This is a genomic window from Micromonospora sp. NPDC047467, from assembly GCF_040643095.1.
Lineage (GTDB): Bacteria > Actinomycetota > Actinomycetes > Mycobacteriales > Micromonosporaceae > Micromonospora.
This window is the reverse complement of record NZ_JBEYTO010000004.1, coordinates 504,843-521,742: the sequence shown is the minus strand read 5'-3', so window position 1 is coordinate 521,742 and position 16,900 is coordinate 504,843. Positions and strand designations below refer to the sequence as shown.

Below are 16,900 nucleotides of genomic sequence, written 5' to 3'. Positions count from 1 at the left end.
CGGTCACCGGGCGAACGGCTCCGCCATGATCGCGGCGGCGCGCAGCCACGCCTGTCGGGTCTCCGGCTGGAGCTGGTGGTATTCGATCGACGACCCGGTCTCCAGCGCGGGGTCGTACGGCACCACGGCCACCGCCCGGGTGCGGGTGGCGAAGTGCCGTTCCAGGTCGTCCTGTAGGGGCGAGCGCCCCGGCGTCGGGCAGGAGATGAGGGTGACGGCGTTGTCGGCCAGCTCGCCCATGCCCACCTCGTGCAGCAGGTCGAGCATCCAGTCGGCGCTGAACGCCGCGTCCTCCCGCGGCACGGTGGTCACCACCAGTTGGTCGGCGGCCTGCATCACGGTGCGCCAGTTGGGACTCTCCACGTTGTTGCCGGTGTCCACACAGACCACGTCGTGGGTACGCCGCAGCAGCTCCAGCACCCGCTTGACGGTGAACTGGTCCAGCCGCTGGGCGAAGCGTGGGCTCTCCTCGCCGGCCAGCACGTCGTACGAGCCGTCGGAGGCGTGCCGCAGGTAGTCGTCCAGCCGCTCCAGCAGGGTCGAGCCCTCCAGGATCTCGATCTGGGCCAGGTCGCTGATCAGATGCCGGATGGTGCGGGCGTGTCGGGCGCTGCCGGCGCGCAGCCCGAGGGTGCCCCGCAGTTCGTTGTCGTCCCAGGCCAGCACGCCGCGCCCGCGAACGCTGCCGACGGTGGCGGCGGCGAGAACGGTGGCCGTGGTCTTGTGCACCCCGCCCTTGGGGTTGGCGAACGCGAACACCCGGGGCGTGCCCAGGTCGCGGCGGAGCACCCCGGTGGCGCGCTCCACCTCCTGGTCGACGCCCTGCGGGCGCCACTCGATGCGGGCCGGGTAACCGCGCTCGGCGAGCGCCGAGCCGACCGGCGGCGGGGTCACCGGCGGGGCAGGCGGCGGGACCGGCGCGGCGGGTGCCGGCGGGACCGGCGCCGACGCCGGATAGCCGGTGTCCGGCCGGTAACCGGTCTCCAGCAGCGCGTACCGGGACTCTGGTGGAGGCCCGCCCTGCCGGTAGCCGTTGTCCAGTAGCGCGTACCGCGACTCGACCGGCGCGTCCCGGCGCGGCTCCGGCTCAGCCGGGTAGTCCGGCTCGGTGCGGTAGCCCGGCTCGGCCCGGTAGGCGGGATCGGCCCGAAAGTCCGGCTCCGACCGGTAGGCGGGCTCGGACCGGTACGCCGGGTCGGACCGATAGGCGGGCTCGGCGCGGTAGTCCGGCTCCGCGCGGTAGCCGGGCTCGGGTCGGTAGGCGGGCTCGGCGCGATAGTCCGGCTCCGACCGGTAGGCGGGGTCCACCCGGTAGGTCGCCTCGGCCCGGTAACCGGGGTCCTGGCCGTACGTCAGCTCGGCCGGATGCCCGATGGCCGGTGCCCGCCCGGCGTAGCCGTTGGGTGCCGCGCGCCGCGGCAGGGGGTCCGGCGGCGGCTCGTCGGCCCGGCGGTCGGGCTCGGCCTGTTCCGCGGCGCGGCCACCCAGCCGGGCGCGGTCCAACAATGCCCGCCACCTCGGTGCTGGTTCGGCCGGCCGGCCCCAGCCGGTCTCACTGCCCTCCACGGCCCGCCCTCCCAGCGCCATCGATCTCCGTCTGACAGGCTACGAACGAAACCCTATTCGGACCACACCGGAGTACGCACACCACCCGACTCGGATCACGACGGGGAGGGCTCCAGCGGCCCGGCGCCGGTGACGTCCGGGGAGGTGGTGACGCTCGTGGGAGCCTGTTCGGTGGGCGCGACCGAGGACCGCTCCGGTGACGGAATCGTTACGACCGGTGCGGGTTCCGACGATTCGCCCACCGGCACCGGGAGCGCCGGCGTGATCGACTCGCCCGTCGGGGCCGGGGTCGGTGCCGGCCCGGTGTCGGCCGGCGGACGGACCACGTCGCGCTGCTCGGGCAGCGGCGCGGTGAAGACCGTGCGGTCCAGTCGGTACACCTCGGGGGCCGGGTCGACGGCCCGCACGGCCGGCCGGGACGCCACACCCCGCAGCACCTGCGGCGCCGCGCGCACCACCGCCGCGTAGACGCAGGCGCAGCCGGTGCGGTACGCCGACGCCTCGGCGCTCGCCACCTCGGCACTCGTGTGGTACCACTCGCGCAGTTCGCGGTCGGCGGCGTCGCCGTCGAGCGCGGCGGCCCTGGCCCGGTAGTCGGCGGCCTCGCCGTCCTTACGGGCGGCCACCTGCGCCATCCCGACCACCACGTCGTCCGGCACCCGCAGCGCGGGGATCTTGACGATCTCGGTCTGCCGGCCCGGCAGCGGCACCCGCCCGAAGACCGCCGAGACTCCGACGTCGCCGAGCACCTCGGCCAGTCGCTGCGGTGGCAGGTACGCGTCCAGCGTCACCAGGGCGTACGTCCCGTCGCCGGCGGCCGGTGCGGCCGAGGGCAGGGCCGCCAGGTCGGCCGCGGCGGAGCGCAGGTAGCCGGGGACGGAGTCGCCGTCGGACACCCCGACCCGGGTCACCTCGCCCACCGTCCGATCGCCCACCGGTCGATCGTCGGCAGCCCAGACGGCGGTGCCCAGCACCGCCGCCACGGACAGCACGGCGGCCCAGGTGAGCACGCTGGACCGCGCCGACCGGTCGGCCAGCCGGGCCACCGCACGGGTCAGCGGCGGCAGCAGCCGTTGGTCCAACTGCCGCAGCAGGTCGCCGGCGCGCACGGGCTGGATCCCCTCGTCGGGTGGGTGTCGGGCGGTCGCCGCTCAGTCACGAAGGATCTCAAGCGCACGTTCCAGGTCGTCAGGGTAGTCGCTGACGAACCGGACCTCGTCCCCCGTTCGGGGGTGCGTAAAGCTCAATTCGCGAGCGTGCAGCCACTGTCGGGCCAGACCCAGACGGGCCGAGAGGGTGGGATCGGCACCGTACGTGAGGTCACCCACGCACGGGTGCCGCAGGGTGGAGAAGTGCACCCGGATCTGGTGGGTCCGGCCGGTCTCCAACCGGACGTCGACGAGGCTGGCAGCCGGGAACGCCTCCAGCGTGTCGTAGTGGGTGATGCTCGGCTTGCCACCGGAGACCACCGCCCAGCGGTAGTCGTGGGTGGGGTGCCGGTCGATCGGCGCGTCGACGGTGCCCCGCAGCGGGTCCAGGTGGCCCTGCACCACCGCGTGGTAACCCTTGTCCACCTCGCGGTACTTGAAGGCCCGCTTCAACGACGTGTACGCCTGCTCGCTCTTGGCCACCACCATGATGCCGGTGGTGCCCACGTCGAGCCGGTGCACCACACCCTGCCGTTCGGCGGCGCCGCTGGTGGAGATGCGGTGGCCGATCGCGGCGAGCGCGCCGATCACCGTCGGGCCGGTCCAGCCGGGGCTGGGGTGCGCGGCCACGCCGACCGGCTTGTCCACCACGACGATGTCGTCGTCGGCGTACACCACGCGCAGGCCGGGCACCGCCTGCGGCACCACGGTGGGCGGGGCGACCGGCGCGGGCAGCGTGACGTCCAGCCAGGAGCCGGCCTTGACCTTGTGCGAGTTGGGTCGGGCGGCGCCGTCGACCAGGGCATCCCCCGCGTCGACCAGGGCCGCGGCGGCGGTGCGGGACAGGCCGAACAACCGCGCCACCGCCTGGTCCAGGCGCATTCCGTCGAGGCCGTCGGGCACGGGCAGGGAACGGTGGTCGCCGCCAGCGGCGAACGCGGAGGTCATGCCCGCTCCTTCTGGTCGGCGCCCTCGGTGGCGGCGCTCGCATCGATCGGCTTGCCGTCCCGGCCGAGCCGCCGACCGTCGCGCTGACGGCCGGTCACCTCCAGCAGCACGGCCAGCACCACACCGCAGAACAACGAACTGTCAGCCACGTTGAACACCGGGAAGTACTCGCCGTATGGCCCGAAGACACTCACGAAGTCGACGACGTGCCCGTGCAGCGGTGCGGGCGCCCGGAAGATCCGGTCCGTGAGGTTGCCCAGCGCGCCGCCGAGCACGAGGCCCAGGGAGATCGCCCACGGCAGTGAGCGCAGCCGCAGCGCCATGAAGACGATCCAGCCGACCACGCCGATGGTGATCAGCGGAAACACCCAGGTGTAGTCCGAGCCGATGCTCCACGCGGCGCCGCTGTTGCGGGTCAGGCTCAGGTAGACCAGCCCGCCGAGCACCCGGACCGGCTCCCGGTCGGTCAACCCTGCCAGCGCGAGGTGCTTGGTGAGCAGATCGGTCAGCAGGGACACCAGGGCGACCCCGGTGAGGATCACGACGGCCCGGCGCCGGGCTCTGCCGCCACCCGGGTCGGTACGGCCGGGTTCCTCGGACGGTGCTGCGGTCATGCGCTCCCCATCGACAGTCTCGGCGGTGATCGCTCACCGTCTCATCGCAGATGGGGAACGGGGTCTCAGCGCCGCTCCGCCAACTGCTTGCACGTCACGCACAGGGTCGCCGACGGGAAGGCGGCGAGGCGCTCGACCGGGATCGGGTTGCCGCACCGCTCGCACCAGCCGTAACCACCCTCGTCGAGGCGCTCCAGGGCGCGCTCGACCTGTGTGATCCGTTCCAGGATGCTGTTGGCGAGAGAGATCTCCTGCTCCCGCTCGAACGTCTTGGTGCCGGTGTCGGCCTGGTCGTCCCCGGCCGAGTCGGTCAGCCGATCGCGCTGCAGCTCGGTGATCTCGCTCAGCGTCTGATCGTACTCGGCGCGAAGCTCGTCCCGCCGCGCCGCCAACGCCCCACGGATCTTCTCGGTCTCCGCCGCGCTGCGGGTGGCCTTGGCCACCGGCTTGCGGCCGGCGGTCCTGGTGTCGGCTGGCTTCGCCATGGGTCGCTCCCTCGGCCGCGGCGCCGCGTGGTCCGCAGCGCCTGGTCAGGGGGCGCCGACCAAGGCGTCCCCTATGTAGGAAAAGGGGCGCACGGCCACACTCGGCCGCGCACTCCGGAGGTTCGCAAGAATACGGAACGTACAGGCGTCCGACAACGTGCCGCACCGTCGCACCGCTCAACTGCCCCGAGCACTGCTTAACTGGGACAAAGGGAACGCTAGCAGATCAACGGACGGCCTCATCTCCGTACTCGCCAAACCACCGGGCCAACCGACCCCGCCGACTGACCGCCCGCAGCCGCTGTTCGGTGGCGTCGCGCACTCCACCGATGGCGACGATCAGCAGGCTGTCGCCGGTCTTGAGCCGGGTGTCCGGGCCGGGCACGAAACCCACCCCGTCGCGCAGCACCAGGGTGACCGAAGCGCCCACCGGCAGCCGCAGCTCGTCGACGTGCACGCCGGCCAGCCGCGACCCCGGCGGCACCTCTAGTTGCAGCAGATCCGCCCGCATCCGCTCCAGCGGCGCGGTCTCCACGTGGATCTCGGTGGCCTCGGCCGGCGCGGTGGTCCCCAGCCAGCGGGCGAACGGCCCCAGCGTGCTGGCCTGCACCAGGGTGAAGATCACCACCAGCACGAAGACCGCGTCGAAGAGGCGATCCGCGCCGGGCACCCGTTCGGAGAGCGGAATGGTGGCCAGCACGATCGGCACCGCACCCCGCAGCCCGGCCCAGGACAGGAAGGCCTGCTCGTGCAGGCCGACCCGGAACGGCAACGCCGACACCGCCACCGACAGCGGCCGGGCCAGCAGCACCAGCGCCAGCCCGGCGACCACCGCCGGCAGCACCGCCGCGTCCAACCGGCCCGGCGAGACCAGCAACCCGAGCAGCACGAACAGCCCGATCTGGGCCAGCCATGCCAACCCGTCGGCGAAGCCGAGAATCGCCTGCCGGTGCGAGAGCCGGGCGTTGCCCAGCAGCACCCCGGCCACGTAGACGGCGAGGAACCCCGAGGCGTGCAGCACCGCGCCGGCGGCGTACGCCAGCACGGTGATGCCCACCGCCGCGATCGGGTACAGCCCGGCCGAGGGCAGGGCCGCCCGGCGCAGCGCCCAGGCGCCGGCGAGGCCCACCCCCACGCCCACCGCCGCACCGACAACCAGCTCGTAGCTGACCAGCCCGACCTCGTACCACCACGGATGCGCCCAGCCCTCGTGGGACAGCAGCACCACCAGCAGCACCACCGGAGCGTCGTTCATGCCGGACTCGGCCTCCAGCGTGGCCACCAGCCGGGGCGGCAGCCGCAGCCGACGCAGGGTGGCGAAGACGGCCGCCGCGTCGGTGGAGGACAGCACCGCGCCGTAGAGCAACGCCAGCCGCCAGTCCAACCCCAACAACAGGTGTACGGCGACACCGACCACCACGATGCTGACGACCACTCCGACCGTGGAGAGCGCGGAGGCCAAGCCGAGCACCGGCCGCAGCGTGCTCCACCGGGCGGTCAGGCCGCCCTCGGCGATGATGACGATGAGCGCGCAGAAACCGAGGGTCCGGGTCAGCTCGACGTCGTCGAAGCGGATGCCCAGCCCGCCCTCGCCGATCGCCACGCCGATCGCCAGATAGACGAGCAGGCTGGGCACCCCGAAGCGACTGGAGAGTCGGACCGCGCCAACGGCCACCAGCAGCACGGCCGCCCCGAGCAGCAGCGCGACATCCAGCCCGGGCGTCATGATTGCCTCGCCCGGGCGTTCCTCACCCGGCGGATCCGTCCCGCAGTCGGCGTAGCGCCTCGGACAGCTCCGGGCCTGGCCGGTCGACGAGGAAGAGCTTGTCCCGGCTGGCCGCGCCGGCACGCAGCGACACCGTGGCCTGCCGGACACCCAACGCGGTGGCGAGGGCACGGCGGGCCGCCTCGGTGGCCCGGCCGTCCACGGCCGGCGCGTGCACCGCGATCACCAGGGCGGGGCCGTGCGGGCCGTCGAAGCGGCCACCGACCCGGTCCCGGGAGGCGCCGGGCTTCACCCGCACCGCCACTGTGAGCGTGTCCTGCGGGGGCACCGGCGCGGCTTTCAGATCGGCCGGGCGTCGGCGAGCAGGGCGGTGGCCGGCGCGCAGTCCGCGCACGGCGTGAAGCCGAGCTCGACGGCCTCGGCGACCGGGAGAGTCTCCGGCAGTCGGCCGACGAGGTGCGGGCAGCCGGCAAGGTGATAGCGGGGGCGCCCGTCCACCACGTCGACGGGGCTGGGCAGCCGGGCCACCCGGGCCGCTTCGGCGGGGGTGATCGGTTGCTCGGCCGGCTCGTCGGCCAGCAAGTCGGCGACCGGAGCACCGGGCGCCTCGGCGGTGCGCGCCGTGAAGGGCGACGCCGGGCTGACGGGCGAGGAGCGCGACGGCGTGCCGTCGGCCGCGGGGCCGAACGGCGACTCGCGCTCGAACGGCGACGTGGGCTCGAACGGCGGGGCCGTGTCGAACGGCGCGTCGGGGTCGAACGGCGGCTCGGGTGGTTGCCGCCACCCGGTGCCGCCGTTACCGACCGTCGAAGGTACGTGCTGAACCGGCACGTCCGGCTCGACCAGCGGCGTCCCGTACGCGACACCCCGCCCGGACCGGCTGGCCGGGCGAGAGGTCGGGGGGATTCGCGGGCCGGGCCGACCCGGGTCCACCGTCGCGCGGTTGGCGGCAGCCTGGCGGGCGCCCACCACCAACGCCACGGCAGCCAGCAGGCTGGCCCCGATGGAGATGGTCAACATAACGCTGGAGCCACCGGCCAGGCCGAGCACCAGCAGCACCACAGCGACGAGGATGAGCAGAAGACTCGCAACTATCACGGCTCACCCCCGCCGCGTCGGACCCGTGAAGCAGGGCCGGCGACCGTCACCATCTGCGGACAGCGATCGCCGGCCGGTGCTCAGCGTCCAGATTCGAGGGCGCCGGAGCGCCCCCCGCCGTACGAACCGGCGAGACCCGCCGCGGCCAGCCCGTTGCCACCGGCGACCCGGCCCGCCTCGGAGCGGGTCATCTCGGCTTCGAGGCCCTGCCCGCGACCGTCGAGGTCCCGCAGCTGGCTCTCCAGGTACGCCTTGAGCCGGGTGCGGTACTCGCGCTCGAACTGCTTGAGCTCCTCGATGTGCTTCTGCAGCGCCGTGCGCTTGGCGTCCAGGCCGCCCATGGCCTCCTGGTGCCGCTGGCGGGCGTCCCGCTCCAGGGCGTCGGCCTTCGCGCGAGCCTCGCGGGTCACCTCCTCGGCCTTGCTGCGGGCCTCGGACAGGAGCTGGTCGGCCTCGCGACGCGCGTCGGACACGTGGTCGTCGGCGGTGCGCTGGGCCATCATCAGCACGCGCAGGGCCTGCTGCTCACCGTCACCGGTGACCGCGCCGGGACCGCCGGTCGCGCGGACCTGCTCCAGCTCGGCCTGCATCGCGCGGGCGGCCTGCTCGGCAGCGGACTTGTCGCGCTGCACCCGGTCCAGTTGGGCCTTGACGTCGTTGAGCTCCGCCGCCAGTCGGGCGTCGCCGCCGGGGCCGGCGGGGGCACCGCCACGGCCACCGCGCTCCACCTGGGCGCGCAGCTCGTTGTTCTCCTCGATGAGACGGGCGAGCTCGCGCTCGACCTCGTCCAGGAAGGCGTCGACCTCCTCCTCGTCATACCCCCGCTTGCCGATCGGCGGCTTTTTGAAGGCGACGTTGTGTACGTCGGCCGGGGTCAGCGGCATCGAAACTCCTCGGGTCAGTTGCGGCCGCGAAAGCGCGTCGGTCATCAGGCAGATGCCCTGATCGACGGCCCTAACACGAACTCCATCAGCACGAACAGGATAACCAGGAGCACAAGGGAGGCCAGGTCGATGCTCACGGTACCAATTCGCAGCGGAGGGATCACACGCCTCAACGCGTTGAGAGGGGGATCAGTGACGCTCCACACGGATTCCAGTCCGGCCGATGCGCCACGGCCCGGCTGCCATCGACGGCCGTACTGCAAGACGGCGCTCAACACGAACCGGGACAGAAGAACAAGCAGGAAGACATAAAGGACCAGATACAACACTTGCAGCAAGATCGACAACACGGTCAGCGACGTCCCTCGGGTCGGGCGGGGTCAACTCAGGCTGAAAAAACCGCCCTCAGCGATCTTGGCCTTGTCCTCCGCGGTGACCTGGACATTGGCCGGTGAGAGCAGGAACACCCGATTGGTCACGCGCTCGATCGTACCGCGCAGCCCGAAGGCCAGACCGGCGGCGAAGTCAACCAGACGGCGGGCATCGGCCTCATCCATCTCGGTGAGGTTGATGATCACCGGCACGCCGTCGCGGAAGTGCTCACCGATGGTGCGCGCCTCCCGGTAGGTGGTCGGGTGCAGCGTGGTGATCTGGTAGCGCTGCTCCTCCTCGGGCGCGACGGCACGCTCGCGCGTCGTGGCCTGCGGCGCGAGAGCCAGATTGTCGCGCGTGTGGTAGGTCAGCGCGCCGGAACTCTCACCGGCCGACGACCGGGTGATCGACCGTACGCTGGACCGTTCGAGTCGCTCGGGACGCTCACCGTCACCACGGTCGGACTCGCTGGCCCGCCCGTTCGCCCGCTCGGAGAACCGACCCCGCTCGCTCGCCCGCGGCCGGGGAGCCGGCGGCTCCTCGGTGTCGTCGTCGTCCTCGTCGGCGAACTCCTCGGCGTACCGGCTCTGCCGGTACCGCGAATCACGGTAGCCACCCTTGTCGTAGCCACCGTCGTCGTAGGCCCGCTCGTCGTCTTCCTCGACCAGACCGAGCCAGACCCCCGCCTTGCGCAGTGCACCCATCCCGCGCCCTTCCGTCCGCCGTGCGGCACTCGCCCCCGTGCCATGTCGCCGGTCGCGAGTGGACAACCATGCCCATCGGACCGGAACGGCAATCCCCTGGCGCGCGATTCGCGTCGCACGCCACAACCCCCGACAAGGGGACGCCGTCCCTGAAACAACACTGATGTAATTTGCATGTCTCGCGGTCAGGCTACCGCAGCGTGGGACGCATTCCGAGCAACGCGCTACCGACGCGGACATGTGTCGCGCCATATCGGATCGCGATTTCCAGGTCGCCGCTCATTCCCGCGGACAACGCTGTCGCCCCTGGATGGACCGTCCGAAACGCCTCGGCCACCTCGGCCAGCCGGGCAAAGGCCCGCTCCGGCTGCCAGCCCAGCGGCGCGACCGCCATCAGGCCGGCCAGCCGCAGCGCCGGCGCGTCGGCCACCGCCTCGGCCACCGCCTCCAGCCCGACGCCCGGGTCGTCCGACCCGGGCAGTGCCCCACCGCGGGCCGGGTCGCCGTCGATGCTCACCTGCACCAGAGCGTCCAGCGGCCGTTCCCGGTCCGCCGCCGCCGAGGCCAGCGCCCGGGCCAGCCGCGCGCTGTCCACCGAATGCACGACGTCGGCGTACCGGACCACCGAGCGGGCCTTGTTCCGCTGCAGCTGGCCGATGAAGTGCCAGCGCGGGTTCACCCCGGCGGCGGCCACCTCGGCGGCCTTGCCGGCCGCCTCCTGGTCGCGGTTCTCCCCCATGTCGGTCACCCCGAGCCCGGCCAACGCCAGCACGTCGTCGGCCGGGTACGTCTTGGTCACCGCGATCATCGTGACCTCGGCGCGGTCCCGGCCCGCGTCCGCGCAGGCGTCGGCGATCCGGGCCCTCACCTGGGCCAGGCCGGCCGCGAGTTCGGCGCGCCGGTCCGGTCGTGCCATGGCTGAGCTGTCAGTCATCGGCGGTGCTCAGGACCCGTTCTTGAGGAAGTCGGGCACGTCGACGTCGTCGAAGAGCACGCGGCGCGGCGACTGGGTCGGCGCCGGCAGGGTGGCCGGCGGGGGCACCGGAGTGCTCTGCGGCGCCGGCTGGTTGGTGTTGGTCTTGCGGGTCGGCTCGGCCGCCTTGTACGCCGGCGTACCGCCGTCGAAGCCCGCCGCGATGACCGTCACGCGGACCTCGTCGCCGAGCGCGTCGTCGATCACCGCACCGAAGATGATGTTGGCGTCCGGGTGGGCCGCGTCGGTGACCAGCTGGGCCGCGTCGTTGATCTCGAACAGGCCCAGGTCGGAGCCGCCGGCGATGGAGAGCAGCACGCCACGCGCGCCGTCCATGCTCTGCTCCAGCAGCGGGCTGGAGATGGCCGCCTCGGCCGCCTCGACCGCCCGGTTCTCCCCACGGGCGCTGCCGATGCCCATCAACGCGCTGCCCGCGCCGCTCATCACGCTCTTGACGTCGGCGAAGTCCAGGTTGATCAGACCCGGGGTGGTGATCAGGTCGGTGATGCCCTGCACACCGGAGAGCAGCACCTGGTCGGCGGTGCGGAACGCGTCCATCATGCTGATGCCGCGATCGCCGAGTGCCAACAGCCGGTCGTTCGGGATGACGATCAGGGTGTCGCACTGGTTGCGCAGCTCGTCTATCCCCGTCTCGGCCTGCACCTGGCGACGCTTGCCCTCGAAGGAGAACGGCCGGGTCACCACGCCGATGGTCAGCGCGCCGAGCTTGCGGGCGATGTTGGCCACCACGGGCGCGCCGCCGGTGCCGGTGCCGCCGCCCTCGCCGCAGGTCACGAAGACCATGTCGGCGCCCTTGAGCACCTCCTCGATCTCGTCGCGGTGGTCCTCGGCGGCGTTCTTGCCCACGTCCGGATTGGCCCCGGCGCCCAGCCCACGGGTCAGCTCCCGGCCGACGTCGAGCTTGACGTCGGCGTCACTCATCAGCAGCGCCTGGGCATCGGTGTTGATCGCGATGAACTCGACGCCCTTGAGCCCAACCTCGATCATCCGGTTGACGGCGTTGACCCCGCCGCCCCCGATGCCGACGACCTTGATGACCGCCAGGTAGTTGTGCGGAGGTGTCATCTCCGGTCCTTTCCCTTCGAGATTGGCTTCGGCCGACCGGGTACGGCGTGGCCAGCCCAGCGGCCGACGACAGCTGTCACCAGCGAGGGCCAGAGGTGAACCCTAACCCTCTACTAGAGGCTTACAGTTATGTCAACCACTGATCCTCTTCGGGGCAACGTAAGCGCCACCGCCCGATGAGCCAAGGACCTGACCGGCGTGTCGCCGCCGGAGCGCGACTCATCACGTCCCCGGATGCTCTCCGATCAGCGGAAGGTCACCACGTCCGGCGCGCTCACGTCGATCCGGTCGGCGTCCTCGTCGAGCAGCGCGGTAGCCACCCGGGCCTTGTCCGTACCCCTCGTCGCGTCACCCCAGACCACCGTGCGGTCCCCGCGCAGCCGCAGGCTGATCCGGGCCAGGCTCTCCACACTCACATCCACCAGTTCGGCGCGCAGCTGCGGGGTCAACGCCACCAGCACCTCCAGCGCGGCCCGGGTGCCCGGGTCGTCGGCGGCGGGCCGGGTCACCCGCACCAGCGGCAGGTCGGCAGGTCGGCGGGCCGCCGTCTGGAACGCCACGCCGCTGCGGTCGATCAGGGCGAACGCCTCCCCCTGCGGCACCGCCGCCACCGGGGTCCGTTCGGTCACCCGGACCACCAGCGCGCCCGGCCAGTCCCGGGACACCGTGGCCCGCTCCACCGGCGCCAGCGCGCCGACCCGGCGCTCGGCGGCGGCCAGGTCAACCCGGGCCAGCGGCACCCCGTCGGGCACCCCCACCGCGTCGCGCACCTGCACCGCGGTGACCAGCTTCGCGCCCTCCACCGTCACCTCGCGGACCCCGAACAACCCGGTGCCGAGCACCGTCCAGGCGACCAGCCCGAGCAGCGCCAGCACCCCAGCGGCCACCGCCCACGGCAGCGCCGCGCGCATCCGGCGCTGCCGGGCGCGGGCCATGAACCGGCGGGTCGACGGCGGCACCGCGTCGCTGCCGGCCCGGACCAGCTGCCACCGCCGCACCGGCCCACGTCGCGGGGTGCCGCCCTCGGCGGCGCTGGTCCGCCCGCGGGCGGGGCCGGGGCTCATCCGGCCGGGGGCGCCGCGCCGTCCGGTGCGACGGTGCCGAGAGCCGCACCATCGCCACCGGCGGTGGACCCGCCGGGCACCGGCTGGCCGATCGCCACCGGATCGACTGTCGCCCTCGACGCGGAGCCGGAACTCCGCGCGCCCAGGGCGGCCAGCAACTCGTCACCCATCAGCGAGATCGGCGGGGCGCCCATGGTCACCACGACGTCCCCGGATCGGGCCCGGCGGGCCACCTCGACCGGCGCCGCCTCCCACGAGTCGACGAACACCTTCCGCTCGGCGGGCAACGCCACCGCCTCGATCAGCGCCGCCGACCCCTCACCGGGCTGACGCAGCTCGCCCGGCCCGAAGACCTCCAGCAGCACCACCTCGTCGGCGATGGCCAGCGCCTCGGCGATCTCCGCCTGCGAGTCCCGGGTCCGGTACAGCCGGTACGGCTGGAAGACCACGATCAGCCGCCCGTCCCCGGCCACCTCGCGCAGCGTCTGCATCGCCAGCGTCATCGAGGTCGGGTGGTAGGCGTACTCGTCGTAGACCAGCACGCCGTCCGCGACGCCCTTGCGCTCGAAGCGCCGCCGCACGCCGGGGAAGACCGCCAGCGCCGCCTCCGCGGCCTCCAACGGCAACTCCAGCAGGTACGCGGCCAGCACCGCCGAGGCGCTGTTCAGCCCCATGTGCCGGCCCGGCACCGGCAGCCGGAACTCGCCCAGCGACCGGCCGTCGATCGCGGCCAGGTAGCGCACTCCCCGCGCCGAGGAGACGATCTCGGTCAGCCGCAGGTCGGCGTCGTCGGCCGCGCCGTACGTGTGGACCCGGCGCCCCTCGGCGCGCAGCGTCGCGGCCAACCGCCGACCACCCGGGTCGTCGGCACACGTGATGATGAACCCGTCCGGGTCGGTGAGCCGGGCGAACTCGACGAACGCCGCCTCCAGCGTCGCGTAGTCGCCGTAGGTGTTCAGGTGGTCCGCCTCGACGTTCGTGATGATCGAGACGTACGGGCGGTAGATGAGGAACGAGCGGTCACTCTCGTCCGCCTCGACCACGAAGTGCTCGCCGGTGCCGTGGTGGGCGCCCGAGCCGACCTCGGAGATCTCCCCGCCGATCACGAACGACGGGTCCACGCCGGCCTGCTGGAGCACCATCGTCACCATCGACGTGGTGGTGGTCTTGCCGTGCGTACCGGCCACCGCGATCGCACGGCGGCCCGTCATCGCCGCGGCGAGGGCTTCCGAGCGGTGCAGCACCCGCAGGCCGCGCCGACGCGCCTCGACCAGCTCCAGGTGGTCCTGCGGGATGGCCGAGGAGTAGACCACGGTGTCCACGCCGTCGAGGTTGGTCGCCTCGTGCGTCATGTGGATCGTCCCGCCCAGCGCCCGCAGGCCGGCCAGCGACGGCCACTCACGCAGCTCGCTGCCGGAGGTCGGGATGCCCCGGGTGAGGAAGAGCCGGGCCAGCCCGCTCATGCCGACGCCACCCACCCCGATCAGGTGGATGGTGCCCAGGTCCTCGGCGGTGAGCGTGCCGGCCGGGGTGAACTGCGCGGTCATCGGGCCACCGCCTCGACGACGAAGGAGCGCAGCGCCTCGTCACCGTCGCGCCGCCCGTACGCCGACGCCGCGGCGCCCATCGCGTACAGCCGCTGCGGGTCGCGGATCAGCGGAATGACGGCCCGCTCCAGCCAGTCCGGGGTGAGCTCGGCGTCGTCGACCAGCAGCCCTCCGCCGGCCTCGACCACCGGCAGCGCGTTGCGCTTCTGCTCCTGGTTGCTGTGCGGGTACGGCACGAAGATCGTGGGCAGCCCGATCGCGGCCACCTCGGCGACGGTCATCGCCCCGCCCCGGGCCAGCATCAGGTCGGCGGCGGCGTAACCCAGCTCCATCTCCGACAGGTAGGGCAGCGTCACGTACGGCACCGGCAGGTCGGTGGGGATCGGCACCGGCTCGTTGCGGGCACCCATCACGTGCAGCACCTGCACGCCGTTGCGGGCCAACTCCTTGGCCGCCCCGGAGACCGCCAGGTTGACCGAGCGGGCGCCCGACGAGCCGCCGGCGACGAAGAGCACCGGCAGGTCCGGGCGGAGCCCGAAGTGGGCGCGGGCGGCGTCGCGCAGCGCGTACCGGTCCAGTGCGGCGATGGAGCGACGCAGCGGCACCCCGACCACTGTGGCGTGGCGCAGCGCCTCGGCCTGGCTCGGCTGGTGCGGAAAGCCGACCGCGATGTTCTTGGTGAACTTCATGCCCAGCCGGTTGGCCACCCCCGGCGGCACGTTCACCTCGTGGATCACCATGGGCAGCTCACGCCGCCAGGCGGCCAGGTAGGCCGGCACCGAGACGTACCCGCCGAAGCCGACGACCACGTCGGCCCGCACCTCGTCGATCACCTTGCCCGCCGCGCGGGCCGCGGTCCACATCCGGCCCGGGGTGCGGACCAGGTTCATGTTGACCGACCGGGGCAGCTGGTATGCGGGGATCTGCCGCAGCTCGTAACCGTGCGGCGGGATCAGCTCGTTCTCCATGCCCTTCGGTGTGCCGAGGCAGGTGATTCGGACGCCCGGGTCGTGTCGGCGCAGGCAGTCGGCGAAGGCGAGCAGCGGGTAGATGTGCCCCCCGGTGCCACCTCCCGCGAGCACCACCGAACGCAGCGGACCCATCAGCGTCTCCTCTCGCTCGCCGAACCCGCGCGACTCCGGCCCTGCCGGGCGCCGCGCGGTGCGGCCTGGTCGTCCTGTCGCCGCTCACGGGACCGGGGCACGGACCCTCGGCCAGCCGGCGGCGTCGCCGGCCGGCGACGCCGGCCGGGAAGCGGCGGCAACGGGGCCCAGAGTAGTCGGACCCACCGGGCCGGCGGACGGGCATGCAGTGCTCTGGCCGCATCGGGTTCGGCGCGGGCGAAGGACGCCAGCATGCCGATCCCGGCCAACGTCACGACCAGGGCACTTCCGCCGTCGGAGATGAACGGCAGCGGCAGACCAGTGATCGGCAGCAGCCCGACCACCCCACCGATATTGATCACCGCCTGGCTCACCAGCCAGGTGGTGACGGCGGCTGCGGCGAGCCGCCGGAACGGGTCGTCGACCCGTCGGGCGATCCGCAGCCCGGTGTACGCGAGCACCGAGAACAGGCTCAGCACCACCGCGCAACCGATCACCCCGAGCTCCTCGGCGATGATCGCGAAGATGAAGTCGTTGTGCGCCTCGGGCAGCCAGTCCCACTTGAGGCTGCTCTTGCCCAGCCCGACGCCGAACCAGCCGCCGTGCTCGATGGCCAGTCGTCCCTGGTAGAACTGGTAGCAGGGGTCCCCGCACTGGTCCGGTGGCGGCGGGTTGAGAAACAGGGTGAGCCGCGCCAGCCGGTAGTTCTCCGCGCCGCGCTGACCGGAGCCGGCACCCAGCGAGGCCACCGCGATGAGCAGGCCGACGCCGAGCAGACCGATCACGGTCAGCGCGCCGAACACCCGCATCCGCACCCCGGCGGCCCAGAGCAGGCCGACCACCAGGGCCAGCAGGCAGAGCATGGTGCCCACGTCGTTGTAGCCGACCAGCACGAAGAGCAGCCCCATCACCGGGAAGAGCGGGGTGGCCAGCTCGCGCCACCAGCCCAGCGCGGCGCCCTTGCGGGCGACCAGGTGCGCGCCCCACAACACCAGCGCGAACTTGGCCAACTCGGAGGGCTGCACCTGGATCCCGCCGATGAACAGCCAGAGCAGCCGCGCCTCGATCGGGCCGATCCGGGCGGAGTCCTGGTCGGTCAGCCGGGCGTACGCGAGCAGCAGGTTGAGCAGCAGCAGCAGCCCGATCGCGGTGAACAGCAGCGGCCGGCCCAGGGACCGGTAGGTGCTCGCGGGCAGGCGCTGGCAGACCCAGAACGCCCCGATGCCGATCACGGCGAAGATAGCCTGCTTGGTCACCGACGCCGAGGCGTTGCCACCCTCGGCGTAGTCGCGCACGCTGGTCGCCGAGAAGACCATCGTCAACCCGATCAGCAGCAGCAGGCCGGCGCTGGACAGCAGCAGGTAGTAGGAGGCCAGCGGCCGGTCCAGCAGGCCGCGCAGCGCGGCCAGCCCACCGGCCGCGTCCAGCGCGCTCAGCGGCACCGGCGCGGCGGCCTCCGGCTCCCGTGGCGCCGCACCCGGCACCGCCCCACGGGACCTGTCCGCCCCCCGCTTGTCTCCGGACCCGTGCGAGCCGTCCGAACCGAGCGAGCCGTCCGAACCAAGCGTGTCGTCCGGGCCGC

The 16,900-nt window shown here is 72.9% G+C and carries 17 protein-coding genes; all 17 read right to left on the bottom strand.

What is annotated here, in order from left to right; all coding sequences use genetic code 11:
* Window positions 1-3: 3 nt before the first annotated feature.
* On the bottom strand, window positions 4-1,587 hold the full coding sequence (locus ABZ780_RS14890; protein ID WP_357011019.1) for an AAA family ATPase: 1,584 nt from the start codon (window positions 1,585-1,587) through the stop codon (window positions 4-6).
* A gap of 74 nt (window positions 1,588-1,661) precedes the next feature.
* Window positions 1,662-2,675 (bottom strand): hypothetical protein, encoded by a 1,014-nt coding sequence (locus ABZ780_RS14885; RefSeq protein WP_357011017.1) that lies wholly within the window; start codon window positions 2,673-2,675, stop codon window positions 1,662-1,664.
* A gap of 42 nt (window positions 2,676-2,717) precedes the next feature.
* Window positions 2,718-3,662, bottom strand: a complete 945-nt coding sequence (locus ABZ780_RS14880; protein ID WP_357486304.1) for an RluA family pseudouridine synthase — start codon at window positions 3,660-3,662, stop codon at window positions 2,718-2,720.
* Complete coding sequence (gene lspA / locus ABZ780_RS14875) at window positions 3,659-4,276, bottom strand: signal peptidase II (protein WP_357011013.1); 618 nt, start codon at window positions 4,274-4,276, stop codon at window positions 3,659-3,661. Before lspA ends, ABZ780_RS14880 begins: the two co-directional genes overlap by 4 nt.
* Before the next feature lie 65 nt (window positions 4,277-4,341).
* Window positions 4,342-4,761, bottom strand: a complete 420-nt coding sequence (locus tag ABZ780_RS14870) for a TraR/DksA C4-type zinc finger protein (protein ID WP_357011011.1) — start codon at window positions 4,759-4,761, stop codon at window positions 4,342-4,344.
* Window positions 4,762-4,987: 226 nt separating this feature from the next.
* Window positions 4,988-6,487, bottom strand: coding sequence for a potassium/proton antiporter (locus ABZ780_RS14865; RefSeq protein WP_357011009.1), 1,500 nt, complete (start codon window positions 6,485-6,487; stop codon window positions 4,988-4,990).
* Window positions 6,488-6,509: 22 nt separating this feature from the next.
* The gene (locus ABZ780_RS14860; protein WP_357011007.1) at window positions 6,510-6,815 is read right to left on the bottom strand and encodes a DUF167 domain-containing protein; all 306 of its coding nucleotides are present in this window, start codon (window positions 6,813-6,815) and stop codon (window positions 6,510-6,512) included.
* Between the two features lie 11 nt (window positions 6,816-6,826).
* A complete protein-coding gene (locus ABZ780_RS14855; RefSeq protein WP_357486302.1) occupies window positions 6,827-7,585 on the bottom strand; it encodes a hypothetical protein in 759 nt (252 codons plus the stop codon).
* Window positions 7,586-7,665: 80 nt separating this feature from the next.
* The gene (locus ABZ780_RS14850; protein ID WP_357011002.1) at window positions 7,666-8,469 is read right to left on the bottom strand and encodes a DivIVA domain-containing protein; all 804 of its coding nucleotides are present in this window, start codon (window positions 8,467-8,469) and stop codon (window positions 7,666-7,668) included.
* A gap of 44 nt (window positions 8,470-8,513) precedes the next feature.
* A complete protein-coding gene (locus ABZ780_RS14845) occupies window positions 8,514-8,819 on the bottom strand; it encodes a YggT family protein (RefSeq protein WP_355593008.1) in 306 nt (101 codons plus the stop codon).
* Between the two features lie 30 nt (window positions 8,820-8,849).
* A complete protein-coding gene (sepF, locus tag ABZ780_RS14840) occupies window positions 8,850-9,545 on the bottom strand; it encodes a cell division protein SepF (protein WP_357486300.1) in 696 nt (231 codons plus the stop codon).
* Window positions 9,546-9,735: 190 nt separating this feature from the next.
* A complete protein-coding gene (locus tag ABZ780_RS14835; RefSeq protein ID WP_357486298.1) occupies window positions 9,736-10,479 on the bottom strand; it encodes a YggS family pyridoxal phosphate-dependent enzyme in 744 nt (247 codons plus the stop codon).
* Between the two features lie 9 nt (window positions 10,480-10,488).
* Window positions 10,489-11,604, bottom strand: coding sequence for a cell division protein FtsZ (gene ftsZ, locus ABZ780_RS14830; protein WP_357010996.1), 1,116 nt, complete (start codon window positions 11,602-11,604; stop codon window positions 10,489-10,491).
* A gap of 245 nt (window positions 11,605-11,849) precedes the next feature.
* Window positions 11,850-12,668, bottom strand: a complete 819-nt coding sequence (locus ABZ780_RS14825) for an FtsQ-type POTRA domain-containing protein (protein WP_357486297.1) — start codon at window positions 12,666-12,668, stop codon at window positions 11,850-11,852.
* Window positions 12,665-14,215, bottom strand: a complete 1,551-nt coding sequence (murC, locus tag ABZ780_RS14820) for a UDP-N-acetylmuramate--L-alanine ligase (protein ID WP_357010992.1) — start codon at window positions 14,213-14,215, stop codon at window positions 12,665-12,667. Before murC ends, ABZ780_RS14825 begins: the two co-directional genes overlap by 4 nt.
* Entirely contained in the window at window positions 14,212-15,318 is a 1,107-nt protein-coding gene (gene murG / locus ABZ780_RS14815) for an undecaprenyldiphospho-muramoylpentapeptide beta-N-acetylglucosaminyltransferase (RefSeq protein WP_357486295.1), read from the bottom strand. The genes murC and murG overlap by 4 nt, the downstream gene beginning before the upstream one ends.
* Window positions 15,318-16,727, bottom strand: a complete 1,410-nt coding sequence (locus ABZ780_RS14810; RefSeq protein ID WP_357486411.1) for a putative peptidoglycan glycosyltransferase FtsW — start codon at window positions 16,725-16,727, stop codon at window positions 15,318-15,320. Before ABZ780_RS14810 ends, murG begins: the two co-directional genes overlap by 1 nt.
* Window positions 16,728-16,900: the final 173 nt, after the last annotated feature.

Bases quoted from the DNA above. Each gene is read 5' to 3' on its own strand.
- ABZ780_RS14890 (WP_357011019.1), bottom strand. From the start codon at position 1,587: ATGGCGCTGGGAGGGCGGGCCGTGGAGGGCAGTGAGACCGGCTGGGGC.
- ABZ780_RS14880 (WP_357486304.1), bottom strand. From the start codon at position 3,662: ATGACCTCCGCGTTCGCCGCTGGCGGCGACCACCGTTCCCTGCCCGTG.
- lspA (WP_357011013.1), bottom strand. From the start codon at position 4,276: ATGACCGCAGCACCGTCCGAGGAACCCGGCCGTACCGACCCGGGTGGC.
- ABZ780_RS14870 (WP_357011011.1), bottom strand. From the start codon at position 4,761: ATGGCGAAGCCAGCCGACACCAGGACCGCCGGCCGCAAGCCGGTGGCC.
- ABZ780_RS14865 (WP_357011009.1), bottom strand. From the start codon at position 6,487: ATGACGCCCGGGCTGGATGTCGCGCTGCTGCTCGGGGCGGCCGTGCTG.
- ABZ780_RS14850 (WP_357011002.1), bottom strand. From the start codon at position 8,469: ATGCCGCTGACCCCGGCCGACGTACACAACGTCGCCTTCAAAAAGCCG.
- sepF (WP_357486300.1), bottom strand. From the start codon at position 9,545: ATGGGTGCACTGCGCAAGGCGGGGGTCTGGCTCGGTCTGGTCGAGGAA.
- ABZ780_RS14835 (WP_357486298.1), bottom strand. From the start codon at position 10,479: ATGACTGACAGCTCAGCCATGGCACGACCGGACCGGCGCGCCGAACTC.
- ftsZ (WP_357010996.1), bottom strand. From the start codon at position 11,604: ATGACACCTCCGCACAACTACCTGGCGGTCATCAAGGTCGTCGGCATC.
- ABZ780_RS14825 (WP_357486297.1), bottom strand. From the start codon at position 12,668: ATGAGCCCCGGCCCCGCCCGCGGGCGGACCAGCGCCGCCGAGGGCGGC.
- murC (WP_357010992.1), bottom strand. From the start codon at position 14,215: ATGACCGCGCAGTTCACCCCGGCCGGCACGCTCACCGCCGAGGACCTG.
- murG (WP_357486295.1), bottom strand. From the start codon at position 15,318: ATGGGTCCGCTGCGTTCGGTGGTGCTCGCGGGAGGTGGCACCGGGGGG.